This is a genomic window from Micromonospora yongxingensis (assembly GCF_052601155.1).
Window position 1 is genome coordinate 91,393 of record NZ_JBQXEO010000015.1, and the last position, 14,163, is coordinate 105,555.

At 68.1% G+C, this 14,163-nt stretch carries 12 protein-coding genes; 9 read left to right on the forward strand and 3 right to left on the reverse strand.

The window, feature by feature from the left end; genetic code table 11:
* Positions 1 to 23: 23 nt before the first annotated feature.
* Complete coding sequence (locus tag ACTWLT_RS19310; protein ID WP_445319592.1) at positions 24 to 1,070, reverse strand: LacI family DNA-binding transcriptional regulator; 1,047 nt, start codon at positions 1,068 to 1,070, stop codon at positions 24 to 26.
* A gap of 361 nt (positions 1,071 to 1,431) precedes the next feature.
* Here ACTWLT_RS19310 and ACTWLT_RS19315 point away from each other — a divergent pair, with 361 nt between their 5' ends.
* Positions 1,432 to 2,790, forward strand: coding sequence for a glycoside hydrolase family protein (locus tag ACTWLT_RS19315; RefSeq protein ID WP_445319593.1), 1,359 nt, complete (start codon positions 1,432 to 1,434; stop codon positions 2,788 to 2,790).
* Between the two features lie 542 nt (positions 2,791 to 3,332).
* Here the strand turns inward: ACTWLT_RS19315 and ACTWLT_RS19320 are convergent.
* A complete protein-coding gene (locus ACTWLT_RS19320; RefSeq protein WP_445319594.1) occupies positions 3,333 to 3,728 on the reverse strand; it encodes a hypothetical protein in 396 nt (131 codons plus the stop codon).
* Positions 3,729 to 3,843: 115 nt separating this feature from the next.
* Between ACTWLT_RS19320 and ACTWLT_RS19325 the strand changes: the two genes are divergently transcribed.
* From ACTWLT_RS19325 to ACTWLT_RS19335, 3 genes are read left to right on the forward strand one after another with little or no spacing between them, the layout of a single operon-like run.
* Positions 3,844 to 4,116 (forward strand): hypothetical protein, encoded by a 273-nt coding sequence (locus ACTWLT_RS19325; RefSeq protein WP_252414328.1) that lies wholly within the window; start codon positions 3,844 to 3,846, stop codon positions 4,114 to 4,116.
* A complete protein-coding gene (locus ACTWLT_RS19330) occupies positions 4,109 to 4,720 on the forward strand; it encodes a DUF6879 family protein (protein WP_445319595.1) in 612 nt (203 codons plus the stop codon). The genes ACTWLT_RS19325 and ACTWLT_RS19330 overlap by 8 nt, the downstream gene beginning before the upstream one ends.
* 3 nt (positions 4,721 to 4,723) lie before the next feature.
* Positions 4,724 to 7,120 (forward strand): ATP-binding protein, encoded by a 2,397-nt coding sequence (locus ACTWLT_RS19335; RefSeq protein WP_445319596.1) that lies wholly within the window; start codon positions 4,724 to 4,726, stop codon positions 7,118 to 7,120.
* 36 nt (positions 7,121 to 7,156) lie between these two features.
* Here the strand turns inward: ACTWLT_RS19335 and ACTWLT_RS19340 are convergent, their stop codons facing one another.
* Entirely contained in the window at positions 7,157 to 8,392 is a 1,236-nt protein-coding gene (locus ACTWLT_RS19340) for a helix-turn-helix domain-containing protein (RefSeq protein WP_445319597.1), read from the reverse strand.
* A 210-nt stretch (positions 8,393 to 8,602) separates the two neighbouring features.
* On the opposite strand from ACTWLT_RS19340, the gene ACTWLT_RS19345 reads away from it, so the two are divergent.
* The 5 genes from ACTWLT_RS19345 to ACTWLT_RS19365 all read left to right on the forward strand — a co-directional run bounded on the left by ACTWLT_RS19345 (position 8,603) and on the right by ACTWLT_RS19365 (position 14,124).
* Positions 8,603 to 9,541, forward strand: coding sequence for a DUF5753 domain-containing protein (locus tag ACTWLT_RS19345; protein ID WP_445319598.1), 939 nt, complete (start codon positions 8,603 to 8,605; stop codon positions 9,539 to 9,541).
* The gene (locus tag ACTWLT_RS19350; RefSeq protein WP_210918213.1) at positions 9,531 to 9,719 is read left to right on the forward strand and encodes a DUF397 domain-containing protein; all 189 of its coding nucleotides are present in this window, start codon (positions 9,531 to 9,533) and stop codon (positions 9,717 to 9,719) included. Before ACTWLT_RS19345 ends, ACTWLT_RS19350 begins: the two co-directional genes overlap by 11 nt.
* 630 nt (positions 9,720 to 10,349) lie before the next feature.
* Complete coding sequence (locus ACTWLT_RS19355; RefSeq protein WP_445319599.1) at positions 10,350 to 11,402, forward strand: hypothetical protein; 1,053 nt, start codon at positions 10,350 to 10,352, stop codon at positions 11,400 to 11,402.
* 41 nt (positions 11,403 to 11,443) lie between these two features.
* Positions 11,444 to 12,025, forward strand: coding sequence for a hypothetical protein (locus ACTWLT_RS19360; protein WP_445319600.1), 582 nt, complete (start codon positions 11,444 to 11,446; stop codon positions 12,023 to 12,025).
* A complete protein-coding gene (locus tag ACTWLT_RS19365) occupies positions 12,022 to 14,124 on the forward strand; it encodes a DNA recombination protein RecN (RefSeq protein WP_445319601.1) in 2,103 nt (700 codons plus the stop codon). The genes ACTWLT_RS19360 and ACTWLT_RS19365 overlap by 4 nt, the downstream gene beginning before the upstream one ends.
* Positions 14,125 to 14,163 lie beyond the last annotated feature (39 nt).

Here is a 14,163-nt window from a genome sequence, read left to right on the forward strand (position 1 = left end):
CTTCCAGTTGCGCGGCCGACCGCTTAGCGCCGGTCGACCACCGGATCAGGGGTGCCGAGGGTGTTGCCCTCGACGAGTTCGCAGGCGAGAAGTCGCTGCTGGAGGCCTGCCGCGCTGCCATCGATGACGCCCGTCAACACCTCGACCGACTGTCGGCCCATCTCCTCGCGGGGGATGCGGAACCCGGTGAACGCGATGTCGGTGGGGACCGGGACCGTCGGGTCGCCGAGGGTCACGATCGACAGGTCGCCGGGCACGGCCAGGCCGCGCCGACGGGCGGCCGACTCCAGCGCGACCGCCGTGGCGAAGTCCTCCACGAAGACGACGCTGGTTCCGTCGGCCAGCAGGGTGTCGACGGTCCTGTCGGCTTCCCCGGCCAGCGCTGACATCTCCCCGGCGGCCTCTGCGGTCGTCGCGGCGGCGCGGAACCCACGGCGACGGTCCTCGGAGGATTCCGCGTTGGTGCCCATGTTCAGGTACATCAGGCGGCGGTGGCCGCGCCGCAGCGCCACCTCGACGAGTTGGGCCACCGCCGAGGCGTAGTCTGCGCCGACGTAGGGGACCGGACCGCCGGCGTCGTCGCGGCGCCCGACGGCGACGTACGGATATCCGTCACGGTTGAGCCGGTGCAGCTCCGCGCCGTCGATCTCGCGCCCGAGCAGGATGCACCCGTCGGCCAGACGCAGCCGGTTGTCCTGGTGGAAGATGCGTCGCCGGCCGTCCACCACCGGCGCGCTGGTGAACAGCAGCAGGTCGCAGCCGAACCGCTCGGCGTACTCCTCGATACCGAGCAGGAACGGGTGGAAGAAGTCCCGGCTGCCGCTGGGGAAGGCGGGCTCGTAGGTGAAGACGCCGATGATCCGGTTGAACCGCGAGGCGAGGCGGCGGGCCACGGGGTCGGCGGCGTACCCGGTCTCGGCGATGACCCGCAACACCCGGTCCCGGGTCTCCGGGGCGATGCGGACCTCGGCGTCGGTCCGGTTGTTGAGCACCAGCGACACCGTCGCCTGACTGACACCGGCCATCCGCGCGATGTCACGTTGGGTGACACGTCTGGGGGGAGTGGTCACGTCGGGTCCTTCCGGTGCGGCTAATGCGTATTAGCCCTCGTGTTGGGAAGGAGCTTGGCGGGCCGACAGGTGCATGTCAAGGGGCGGCCGCAAGATTTCGGCGCGATGAACTCCCTGGACTAATGCGCATTAGCGGTCGGGTCCCCAGCGGTCTGGTCCGCGCCCGGGTGGATCGGCGGGTCGTCGAACCGCCTCTTGACAGAAGCGCCGCCGAACGCGCAACATTCGAGAAACATCAATGCTAATACGTATTAGCTCGGCGGCGCCAAGGGGTGACCGCCGATCGGTGTCCCCTGCGTTCTTACTGAGCGTTACTCCGCGCTGCTCCTGCCGCGAACCGACCGACCGAAGAGGAAGCCGCATGACGAGACCATCCGCCCCGTCCCGACGCGCTGTCCTGGCGGCCGCCAGTGCCGGCCTGCTCGTTGCCGCCGTGGCCGGCGCCGGGCCAGCAGCCGCCGAACCCGAGCTCGACTTCCCCCAGTTCACCTACCAGGGCACCGCGTTCGACAAGGGCACGCTCGCCTTCAACCCGACCAACGAGTTCATCTTCCCCAGCGTCATCCGGGCCGCCGACTACTTCCCCAACCCGCTCGGCACCTACTACCTGTACTACGCGCCGCACGAGCGTCCCGGCGGGATCGCCCTCGCGTACTCCGACTCGATCAACGGCCCGTGGACCGAATACGTCGCCAACCCCCTGATCAGCAACACCTGGCTGCCGCACTACTCCACGGTCAGCCACGTCTCCTCGCCGCACGCGGTGTGGATCGAGGGCGAGGGCAAGCTCTTCCTCTACTTCCACGGCGAGAACTCCATCACCCGGTACGCGACCTCCGACGACGGCATCCACTTCAGCTACGGCGGGACCGCGGTCAGCCGGAACGACACGACCGGTGGCGAGACCTCCTACGCCCGGGTGTTCGAGCAGTCCGTGCCCCGCCTGGGCACCCGGTACCTGATGCTCTTCATGGACAATCCCACGGCGGGGGCGCCCGGACCGACGGGGCCCGTGTCCCGGCGGATCCGCTGGGCGGTCTCCAACGACGCGCGAACCTGGAGCATGCAGCCCGAACCGATCGTGACCCCGCAGGGCATCGAAGGCCCGAACGCCTCGGGACCGTTCTTCCTGCGCTGGAACGACCGCAACCTGGTGATCTTCCACGCCGCCGACGGCAACATGCACGCGGTGGACGTCGGGCAGGACTTCGACCAGGAGATCCACCTCGGCATCGTGCACGACTCGATGTCCGCCGCGCCCGACCTCGGCCGCTCGGCCGCGCCGACGTTCTACTTCGACGGGCAGACCGCGCACATGTACTACGAAGCCGGCAGCCGGCTCACCGCGACCATCGGACACGCCACGGCCTCCCTGGCAAACCCGTTGCCGGTACGGCAGCTGGACTGTGCCGTGGACCGACCGGTCCTGTGGCCGCCGAACCACGAGCTGGTCGACGTCAATGTCACCGTGGACCTGCACGACGGGGTGCTCGGCCCGAACGCGTTCACCCTGACCAGCGTGACCGGGGGTGACTCCTCGGACGTCAGCGGATTCGCCATCGGCACGCCGGACACGAGTGGCAAGCTACGGGCCGAACGAGCCGGCAACGCGGGGGACCGGGTGTACCACCTCACGTACACCGGCCACGACGAGATCGGACGGCCGGTCGGCTGCACCGTCACCGTCACCGTCCCACACGACCAGGGCGGCAACCGGTAGATCGTCGCCGGCAGTGCGCCCTACCACCTGTGGGCGCACTGCCGCGCGTGCAACAGCTGGTTCAGCGTCCGGGCCGGGCTCAGGCGGAAAACCGCCCGCCGGTCTGCCCCGCGGCAGTGAACGCGTAGTAGGCGAGGTTAGCGGCCCGCTACCGCTTACGCCCCTTGGCCTTCAATTTGATCGCGGTGCTTGTCGGTGCGGGGGTGCTCGTCGCACCCGCCTTATTGAAGGAGGGGTCCAGGCCTGCGCCGTCCAATTACAGCGGGTCGAGTCCGAGCTGGGCGTCGGCAAGCTGCGCTACCAGTGCTGGGAACGAAGTCGGTCTATAGCGGGCAAGGCCTTAGATCGACGCAGACGCCGCAGGAATCCTCTCGAACTCGCATCGATTCTCGGCGCGCCAAATGGTGCCGCCGGCAGTGCCTCCGGTGGGTCAACTGCCGAGTTGGGCCGACGTGGGCGGCCAGCCGGGTCACGTCGGCCGGGTTGGGGCCGGCGCGCAGGCGGTGCTTGCGGGCCGCGGGTCACCAGTGGACAGCGGCTGATCAGGCGCCGCTGTGTCCGCCGAAGGAGATGCCGCCGTGGACATCACGCGCCTGCGCCACCGATCCGCTGACGTCGCCGGAGACGGTGTTGGTCACATCGCCCTGGTTGGCCGCGACGATCGCCTGGACCTTCGCGAAGCGTGCGAGGAATTCGGCATCGAACGCGGGATCACGGAGCGTCTCCTGTTCGAGGAGTGCGGCGAGGTGCTGAACCGTGTCCGCAGTCGGGTGACGTAGAGCGACCTCCACAGTCTGCTCGGCTGCCTGCTCGTGACGGAATCGGTGCCGGAGGAACTCGGTCAGCCCGGACACGGCCGACCGGGCTCCCTGGGCGAGTTCGGTGGTCGTCCAGGCGACCAGCGTCGTCGCCGCCGCGAGCATCAGCGGGTCATCCACACCCTTCACCCCCGAAGGATCACCATCCGGGCCGGAGCCGGCACGCATGACTGTAATCCAGCTCTCTCGATGTTACTATCCGTGCTCAAATCGTGACGGACCCAGGGAGGTCGGCATGAGTGCGCACCGGTGGGAGGCGGACCCGTCCGCCGAGCTCAATCGCCGTTGGGGCAAGTCGTCGCACGAATTGGGCAATACCTCGGGTGACGGCAGCTGTCCCGACATCTGGGAGCTGAGCAACGGCGACGTCGCGGTGATCGGGCAGGATCTCACCGAGACCTACGAGGACCGGCTGCCCGAAGGAGTCTCCGTCGACCCCGGTGAGCGGCTTATCATCATTCCCCGATCGACCATGATCGCGGCGAAGGTGGACATCCCTGATGCGTGAACTCCTGGGCGGAGACCCCGGCGAGCTGCTGGCCCTGGAGGACTACTGGGCCGACTTCGGACAACGGTTCTGGAAGACCGTCCCGCCGGGCTTCTGGAAACTGGAACGGCAACAGACGTTCAAGGAGCCGCAGGATGCGGGCTGGCAGGCGTTCGCCGCCGGTCGATGGGAGGAGTCGCTGCGAATTCTCGACGCGAGACGTTCCGAGTTCGCAGACTACTATCGGCGCATCGCCGACAGCGGGTTCGCTACCCGCCGGGTGCGGGTGGTGCAGGAGCCACTGACGCCCTACCTGCAGTGGGAGCTGCACGTGTTGCGGCAACGCCACGAGTACGGGGGGCTGACCCGAGTGGTGACGCCGGATCAGGTCGTCGCCGCGGAAGTGGATGGTCCGCTGCCGGAGATCTACACCCTCGGCACGGACATCATGTACGAGGCGGTCTACGACGCCGACGGCGTACTCGAGGCGGCGCGGCGCTGGAGGAACCCGGACGTGGTGATGCGGTGCCAAGAGTTCATCGAGTCGCTCTACGACACCGGCGAGCCGCTAGACGAGTTCTTCGCCCGAGCGGTGGCACCACTGGAGCATCCCCACCCGGACTGACAGATGGCGGCTAACGGCGCGGCGGAGCAAGGACGACCGGAGCACGTCAACCGGTCGGAGCTGTCCGGTCCCGCCGACCTGGTGCAGGCGCGCGACGTGTACGGCGGGGTGCACTTCTATTCCGGCGACCCCTCCCTCGCCGACCCGCCTCCCCGTCAGCTCCCCGGTGATGTACGCGGCTTTGTCAACCGGGTCGAGGAGCTGCGAGCGTTGGACCGGCTTCTGGGCGATGAGGCCGCTGACGCCAACCTCGTCGTCGTCACCGGCACCGCCGGCGTCGGCAAGACCGCTCTCGCGCTGCGCTGGGCGCACGCCGTGCGGCACCGGTTCCCGGATGGCCAGCTCTACGCGAACCTCCGTGGCTACGACCCGGGCCAACCCAGTCAACCGGAGCAGGTGCTCGACCGATTCCTGCGGGCGCTGGGCGTCCCCGCATCCGCGATTCCCGCTGATCTCGAGGACCGCGAGACGTTGTACCGCTCCCGGCTGGCTGACCGGCGGGTCCTGGTGGTCCTGGATAACGCCGCCACGGTCCGGCAGGTGCGTCCACTGCTGCCGGGCACCAGCAGCTGCCTGGTGATCGTCACCAGCCGAAGCATGCTGTCGGGACTGGTGAGCCGCGACGGCGGCCGGCGGCTGACCCTGCGCATGTTGGCCGAGGAGGACGCGGTGACGCTGCTGCACGACGTGACCGTCGAGTATCGCAGCGGCGATGACGCGGTCGAGCTCGCCGAACTGGCACGGTTGTGCGCCAGGCTGCCACTGGCCCTGCGAATCGCCGCCGAACGGGCGGCGAGCCGGCCGTTCATGCCGCTGTCCGAGTTGATCCAGGACCTGCGTGACGAGTCGGCCCTGTGGGGCGCGCTGACCGGGGAGGACGGTGAGGAGGCCGACGCCGTTCGGTCCGTCTTCGCCTGGTCCTATCGGGCCCTGAACACATCGGCGGCCCGGCTGTTCCGCCTGCTCGGCTTGCATACCGGCCCGGACCTCGGCGCCCCGGCTGCCGCCGCGCTCGCCGGCTGGCCGGTGTCGCAGGTTCGGCCGCCGCTCGACGCGCTCGTCGGTGCGCACCTGCTGGAACAGAGCGCGCCCGGCCGCTACCAACTGCACGACCTGTTACGCGCGTACGCGGTGGACCAGGTCAAGCACCTTGAGAGCGGCGAGGATCGCCAGGCGGCGCTGCGTCGCATACTCACCTGGTACCTGCACACGGCGGACGCCGCGCTGACCCGCACACTCCCGTTCAGCCGGACGATGCCGTTGGCACCACCGACCGAGGTCACGCCGCTGAGCTTCGCCACCGCCGAAGAGGCTGACGCCTGGTTCACCGCCGAGCAGGACAACCTCGTCGCCGCCACCCACGCCGCGTTCGAGGCAGCGCTGCCGCGGATTGCTTGGCACCTGGCTGTCCTGCTGCGCAGCGTATTCATGCACCGCAACGCCTTCGACGCATGGTTCGCCACCGCGCGGATCGGTTTGTCCGCTGCGCGATCGTTGGGCGACCGAGGCGCTGAGGCGGAGGCGCTGGAAAGCCTCGGTAAGGCCCACTTCCAGGCCCGCGAGCTCACGGAGGCGGCGGAGCGCCACCAGGCTGCGCTGGCAATCCGGCGGGAGATCGGCGACGAGAACGGCACGGCAGTGTCCATCAACGCGCTGGGACTGCTTGCGCTGCGCCACCGCCGCCTCACCGACGCCCTCACGCACTTCGGCGGGAGCCTCGACATCTTCACCCGCCGTCAGGACCAACGCTGGCAGGCCCTGCTGCTGAGCAACCTTGCGGAGACCCGCTACGAACTGGGTGACCTTGCCGACGCCGTGATGCTGCTGAATCAGGCGCTTGGAGTGCAGCGGGACATCGACGACCGGGGGCAGGAGGGCAACTCGCTCTTCTTCCTCAGCATGACGCTGCGCGAACTCGGACGCACCGAGGACGCCCTGGCTGCGATCGAGCGGGCACTGGCCATCGCCGAACACGGCAGCCCGGTGTGGTTGGCGCACTGGCTGGTCGAATATGCGCGCGTGCAGCGTGCCGCCGGTCGGTCCGCCGAGGCGCTGGAGGCGACGCACCGGGCGGCCACGATCCAGCGCCAGTTGGGTGACCGCAGCCGGGAGGCGATGGCACTGGACGGGGCCGGTGAGGCCTACCGGGAGCTGGGGCAGCCGGAGCAGGCGATCGCCTTCCACCTGCGGGCGGCGGCGGTTCACCGGCAGCTCGGGGACGACTGGCAGCTCGCCCTGACGCTGGACCACCTGGCAACGGCGTTGATCGACGTCGGGCGCGCCGAGGAGGCACACCGGTGGTGGCGCGAAGCGGTCACGCTGTTGAGTAACTTCCCGGATACGCGCGCGGAACGACTGCGACGGCGCGTCGAGTCTGCGCTCGGGGACGGCGTTGCTTGACTCGACCACCGTGGAAGCGTGCGGCCTGCGGTGCGGTCACTGCTGGGTCAGTCCGACAGTGGCGGCCAAGCGGGCCACATCGGCCGGGGTGGGGCCGGCATGCAGGACGGCGGTCAGCGCGGCACGCGCTGCGGGGCGGATGCGCACCTCCGCGGGAGCGATCCCGTCGGCGGTGACCAGGGCGCGGCCGGCGGCGCGGGCATCGCCGAGGTCGAGGTGGGCACGGGTGATGTCGATTAGGTGAGCGGCCCGGTGCTCGGCGGGGAGCCGCTGCCAGAGCTCGGCGCTGGTAGCGCACCGGTGAATGGCGATGGCCCGATGGTGGTCGCCGATACTCAAGGCGGTTATGGCGCGGGCGAGTTCCACGGCCGTGGGGCCGAACCCGATGCCGTCGTCGTCACGATGGTGCTGATCGCCGTACATCGAGGCCAGGTGGGCCGCTCGTGCGGTGAGGTCGGCCGCGGCGGCATCTCCGCAGGCGGCCGCCGCGAGAGCCGCTTCGATCAGCAGCGTCCCGGTCAGAGTCACCTCCTCCGGCGGGCGTTCGTGCGACGGTGCCGGGTCGAGCTGGTGTACGGCGGCGAGGGCGGCGGTCATCGCCAGCCGGCCCCGCCGCAGGGCCCGGAGTGCCTGGGCGAGGGAGATCGCCGCGAGGCCGACCCGGCGTGGGTCACCAGCGGCGGCGGTCATCGCCCGGTCGGCCGCCAGCCAGGCCAGGTTGGACTCACCGAGCTTGACGAGCATCTGGGCGGCGAGCCGGTGCACTCGTACCAGCAGGTCGGCGGCGGACGCCTCCGCCGCCTGCGCGTGGCAAACCCGGCGGCTGTCGCCGAGCAGGTCGGGCAGCATCCGCAGCACCTGGAGATGGTGGCCGTTCCGGTACGCCGTCCACGCGTACCCCATTTGGTGGTCAAGGTCCCGCACCGACGACGGCGTCTGCGGGCCGTCGCTGCCGGAGCCGTGAACGTCGTGGCGAGCCAACGCCTCCCGCACCCGCTCCACGGCGCCGCCGACGTCGGTGGCCGGTTCCGGCCGCGTCTTTCCGCGAAGCAGGACGCTCGGGGCGACGCCCAGGGCGCGGGCGACCGCCTCGATCGCCGAGAGCCGGTCGAGGTTACGGACACCTCGCTCGACCTTGTCCACCCAACTCTTCGACTTGCCGACCCGGTCGGCGAAGACCTGCTGCGTCATGCCCCGGCGTACCCGCAACTCGGCCACCCGCCGCCCGATCGGCAGGTCGTTACGGTGCCGCCGGCCCGGCCCGGTCACCACTCCCGCTCCGCCGGCCGCATGGCCTCGGTGGACTCCCCGCACCGTGGACACCACCGGGACTTCACCCGAAACGCCAGCAGCCCGAGCAGGAAGCCCGGCACCAGACCACCAAACACGACCCCTACGACCTCGGTAATCACGGAGTACTTCCCACCTCTCTGGCTGGGGATCCCATCGGTGGTGCCCGATACCAGACTTGCGCATCATGTGATGCAAAGCAAGCAGGTGCCTATGATCAATACCTGTGTCCGCACGCGATGCGATGCACGCGAGCGGATGAATCTGGTGCAGAATCACGACATGCCTCGATTCACGCCAGCGACACCGCGCTCTCGGCGGCTCGGCCGAGAGCTACGCAAACTCCGCGAGACCAAGGGCCTGACCGGCGAGGAGACAGCGAAGCTCGTCCGCTGCTCGTCGTCTCGGATCAGCCGGATCGAATCGGGCGAAATCAAACCCCGCGCCGGCGATGTCATGGAGCTGTTGGTCACGTACGGCGTCAGCCTCAACGAGGAGCCCGCCACGTCGCTGCTGCAACAGGCACGCGATCTGCGCGAGGACGGATGGTGGCAGCGCCTCGGTGGCCGTTACGCGACATACATCGCCTACGAGAGCGAGGCCGTCGAGCTCAAGAACTTCGAGCCGATGCTGGTGCCGGGACTGTTGCAAACCGAGCGCTACGCCCGCGAAGTCAACACCATCGGGCGCGAGTCCGATACGGACACCATCAATCAACGAGTCGCCGCCCGGATGACACGGCAAGAGGTGCTACACCGGCAGCCGACGCCGCTACGGATGCACGCCATCCTCTCCGAGGCGGCCGTGCGGACAGAGGTCGGCGGCCCGGAAATCCTGCGCGAGCAACTCGACCACCTGGCCACGCTGAGCCAAATGCCCAACGTCACGATCCAGGTCCTTCGGTTCGAGGCCGGCGCTCACCTGGCAATCACCAGCGGCTTTGCCCTGCTCGCCTTCGAGCAAGATGAGCCGCCGCTGGGTTATATCGAGACCTTGGCCGGCGAGCTGTTCCTCGAATCGAGCCGCGACCTGGCGCGACTCTCGGCCGCGTACGACAATCTGAAGACGCTGGCACGGTCGCCGGCCGAGTCCGCAAAGTTCATCAAGGAGCTGAGCAAGCATGGAGCGTAACGCCTGGCGTAAGTCGAGCCGTTCGGGCAATAACGGCCAGTGCGTCGAGGTGCGCGACCGGGGCGTTCAGGTCGACGTACGCGACTCCAAAGCTCCGGCTGCCGGGATGCTGAGCTTCGAGCTGGCCGCCTGGGGCGCGTTCGTCAACGGCATCAAGACGGACGGCAGCCGGAGCTGAGGCGATGCACCACGGGCCTCACAGATTGGATGATTCGGGTTGCTGCAGGTGCGGCCACCCCGATACCCGGTGGCTACACTCGCGCACCCGTAGCTCAGGGGATAGAGCATCGGTTTCCTAAACAGCACGCATCGTTCAACCGCAGGCTGCTGACCTGCGGTTTCCTGCCTCTGAAGATCAATTAGTGGTCGCAAGGCGGTACTGCTGTGATCGCTTGCCGAAAATTTGCGGGTGTGGCGTCTAGCCTGCTCAGTCGCGATGTGGGGCGGTGTGAAACAGCCGGACGGATGCGATCGGTCGGCCATCTGCTCCGCGGCTCCTCGGCGGACGGTGATGGCATCCGGGGATCCCGTCCTCCAGCTCGCGGTTGCCCATTGGCGAGGACCGTGGACGGAGCCTCCGCCGGACGAGCCCGACCACGCCAGCCGGCAGCCCGGCGGAGGCTCGCCTAGATCAGCGTCTTAGGTGCATGTAGGGCCTTGTCGTCTACTCCTGTCTCCCGCTTTGGTCGGTTGGTGAGCGAAGAAGAGCTGAATCGGCGGGCCGTAGGTGTCATCCCGTAATCCCATGATTGCGTTGCGCTGTCCGTCTTGGAATGCTGTCGGCGAAGGCGTCGGAGGAGGGGGTCCTGTGTCGGAGGGTGGGCTGGTTCTGGCAGCTGGCGAGCCTCCGATCAACTTCCGTGCGCACGAGATCCGAGCCGGCAACGTCGCCGGCGCGCGCCACGACTTCGAGCAGATGCTTCGTGAGTTGGTGGAGGCCTGCTACCGAGGTGCGCGCCTGCTCGAGGCCAACCCCGGCGACTGGGGTATCGACGTCGTGGTCGGTGACCTGGCGGGCCAGATCGTGATATGGCAGGCGAAATACTTTATGCCTGTGGTGAACGCCTCCCACCAGGGCCAGATCCGCGAGTCCTTCTCGTCTGCCATGAAGGCCGCAGCGGAGCACGGCCACAAGATCCGCAAATGGGTCTTGTGTGTCCCCGCGAACATGGACGCCCCGATGGACAAGTGGTGGTCCACGTGGAAGAAAAAGGCGGAGAAAGACTCCGACGTCAGGATCGAGCTGTGGCACGAGGGTCAGTTGCGGCAGCGACTGATCTCGCCGGACGCCGCTAACGTCCGGCGCCACTACTACGACCCGTACCACGCCCCGGTGAACCCGAAGCCGGAACGACCCGAGGTGATCCAGGTCGAGCCGGAGAACGAAACGGCCATGGAGACCGCGCTGTTCGTCCGGCAGCTTCGGGAAGCCGGGCACCAGCAGGTCAGGTCGGCGAAACTGGAGTTCTTCAACGCCGAGCTGCTCGCCCGCGAGATCGTCGACAAGGACGTCCCGGCTGAGATAAACGCGCTCGTTGAGGCCGCTGCGACCGTGCATAGCATCTGGGAGACGTCTTTCAACGAGGTGGCCGAGCTGCATCCCGCTGGCCCCAAGCTGCCGGGTCTGCACGCGTCGGTGATGAGACAGATCCGGGGCATGGGCGACTCGTGGCCTTCGGAACTGCGGTCGACGCCAGTGCACCGGTGCGGCATGATGCACCGGATTGTCGAGGACGGCCGTGCAGGCTGGGTTTCTCACTGGGAAGACGTGATTGTGGAGCATCGGGACGAGCAGCCAGCGCAGGTGTCTGCGCCGGCTCAGCGGAATCCCGCCTCCGAGCCCGCCGGAGCCTTCCCATGACGGCGCCGTCAGGCTCGGCTCACGCCGTCCACCGGTCGCCGGTGGCGGTGCCGGAGGACGACACGGTGTTCCGGCTGGCGCAACTTGTGCTCCTCCTGCACGTGGTCGCCGAGTTCCACCCGGACGGTGTTGAGCTGGAACGGCTCGGCGCGTACGACTTCATCGCTGCTAACCCCCTGTTGATGGCGTCGAGCGATGACGACCCGGACCGCTTCGAGCTGCTCATGGCGGGCTTCGACGACCGGGCGTTGTCCTATGCGAGCGCGGCGCAGAGATTCGCCACACGGCGGGAGCGGCTCAAGCACGACCTGGCGCTCCTGCTCGCTTATGACCTGGCGACCACCGCAGTCCGTGGCCACGTGCTCTACCGGTTGACGGACCTCGGCGTCGACATGGCGATGCGGTTCACCGCCATGTACGCGCGCTCCTACACCACGGCGGCGACCATTGTCGTGCGCAGGCTGCGGAAGATCCGGCCCGGACCGCTCCGGGAGAGGGTGTCCGAATGGACTCGCCAGCCCTTGGGCCCCCACTGCATCGACCTAGCGGATCTGTTCGTTGAGCCCGAGGGACTGGACGAGGCGGACGCCTTCGGGCAAGAGCGCGTGAGCAGGTCGTCATGACGACACCGGTAAACCCGGCCTCGTGGCCGCCGGGCAAACGAGGCATCCGAGTCCGCCGGCTCCGGCTCGTCGGGCCCGAACGCCACTACCAGGTCGACTTCGTGGATAGTCGCACGGGCAACCGGAAGCCTCTGTCCGTCATTGCCGGAGCCATCAGCACGGGCAAGTCGAGCGTCCTGGAATTCATCGACTACTGCCTAGGCGCGGGCGACTACCCCCGGCACCCAGAAGTGATAGCGAAGGTCCTACATGCCTTCGTCGAACTGGAACTGTCGGGCACGCCATACGTCATCGAGCGTAGCCTCGGCGATCAAGCAGGCTACGTCTTCCTACGCCCCGGCAGGCTCGACGACGGCGCTGGCCCCCCGGTCGAACGACGGCCGATCAAACCTGCCGGCAGCCCGGACAGCCTCTCATCACTCTTACTGATGCACTGCGGGCTGGAAGGCGTCCAGCTCCGCGAGGCCCCCAAGCAGCCGAACTCCGGCACAGACCCGCTCAGTTTCCGAGACCTGATGGGACTGTGCTTCCTACCCAACGAGCGCGTGGCCAGCAAGTCCTTGCTGTTCGAGACCCAACACATGAAGGCGCTCAAACTGCGCCAAGTCGTCGACGTGGTGTTCGACGTTCACGACGACCGCGCGGTAGACCTCGGGCAGCGCATCAAAGACCTGGAAACTCGGCTGACCCGGGCCCGGGTGGCATACGAAGCGGCACAGCAAATCGTCGGGGAACAACGACTCGGCGAGCGCATGGAGCTGGAGATCGCCCGTGACCGGGCGGCCGAGGAGTTGGCCGTCGTTGCCCGGGAACAGGACGCAATCGACCAGCGCATAGCTGCAGTCGCTGGATTCGCCGAGGCACAGCGGCGGCGGCATCAAGCAGCTGCCGAGGACGCACGTCGCGCTGATGCGGTACTCCGCGACCGCGAGACGCAGCTCCGCCGGATGGTGCCGCTGCGCGCACAGTACGCCGCCGACGTGGCCAAGTTGACCATGCTCACTGAGGCACATCAACTCTTCGACCCGCTCCAGATCAAGGTCTGCCCGGCATGTTTGTCTGCCCTTGGACGAACTATCGAAGTGGAAGACGGGGCCTGCGGGTTGTGCCACGCCCCGGTCGCGGGTGCGACGGGCACGCTGACTCTCGGCGACGTCGCGCCCCCAGCCCTGCCCGAACAGGACGGCGCGATCAACGGCACGGCTGCCGGTCCGAGCGGAGAACACAGTGCCCTGTCGGGTGTTGACAGCTCCCTCAGCCCGTTCGACGTCAGCATTGAGCTGCGCGCGACCAAAGCACGCCTGGCCGAGCTGACCAGATTCGTGGATGACCTAGATGCCGATGTGAGCCAGCTCAAGCAGCGCGTAGAAGCCGCTCGCACCGCTGAGCAGCAAGCAGCAGCCGACGTTGACCACGTCACCACTCGGGCGATCAGCCCGTACCTCGCCGAACGTGACGCTCTTGCGCAGCGGCGCCAGAACGCCACCGCCGCGGCGCAGCTCGCCGCCGCCGGGTTGCAGATGGTCAGCAGCCTCGAAAGACGAGCCAACGACGTGCTGCGCCTGGACACCTCGGTCAAGGCCCTTCGCGAGGAACTCGCTACCGCTGGGCAAGATCGGACGGACCGAGCCGCGATCATCCGAACCATCAGCGAACGGTTCGCCGCGATCCTGGCCGACTGGCGGTACCCGAAACTGAGTGGCGCCCGTCTGAACGACGAACTGATCCCATTCGTGCGCGAACTCCGATACACCTCGGCATCCTCCGGCGGCCGGACCCTGCTCTCCCTCGCCTGGATCCTCGCGATTTTCGAGGTTTCCTGGGAGTCGGGTGGATCCCACCCCGGCTTCCTCTTTCTGGACAGCCCTCAGAAAAACCTCGGCCAAACCGGCGAACGCGACGCCGAGTTCGCCGACACCGTCACGGTCGCGGACTTCTACAAGCACCTGCACACCTGGCTCGCCGGCCGTGGAGCGGGAGCCCAGATCATCATCGTCGACAACGCGCCGCCCGCCGAGGTTGAGGATGATGTTGTCGTGCGTTACTCCGGGCGGGCGGAACAGCCGCCCTACGGCCTCATCGATGACGCGATCGCCTGACACCCTGCACTGGGTGCCCCACAAGCGGCCGAGCGCGTC

Bases quoted from the DNA above. Each gene is read 5' to 3' on its own strand.
- ACTWLT_RS19315 (WP_445319593.1), top strand. From the start codon at position 1,432: ATGACGAGACCATCCGCCCCGTCCCGACGCGCTGTCCTGGCGGCCGCC.
- ACTWLT_RS19325 (WP_252414328.1), top strand. From the start codon at position 3,844: ATGAGTGCGCACCGGTGGGAGGCGGACCCGTCCGCCGAGCTCAATCGC.
- ACTWLT_RS19330 (WP_445319595.1), top strand. From the start codon at position 4,109: ATGCGTGAACTCCTGGGCGGAGACCCCGGCGAGCTGCTGGCCCTGGAG.
- ACTWLT_RS19335 (WP_445319596.1), top strand. From the start codon at position 4,724: ATGGCGGCTAACGGCGCGGCGGAGCAAGGACGACCGGAGCACGTCAAC.
- ACTWLT_RS19345 (WP_445319598.1), top strand. From the start codon at position 8,603: ATGCAAAGCAAGCAGGTGCCTATGATCAATACCTGTGTCCGCACGCGA.
- ACTWLT_RS19350 (WP_210918213.1), top strand. From the start codon at position 9,531: ATGGAGCGTAACGCCTGGCGTAAGTCGAGCCGTTCGGGCAATAACGGC.
- ACTWLT_RS19365 (WP_445319601.1), top strand. From the start codon at position 12,022: ATGACGACACCGGTAAACCCGGCCTCGTGGCCGCCGGGCAAACGAGGC.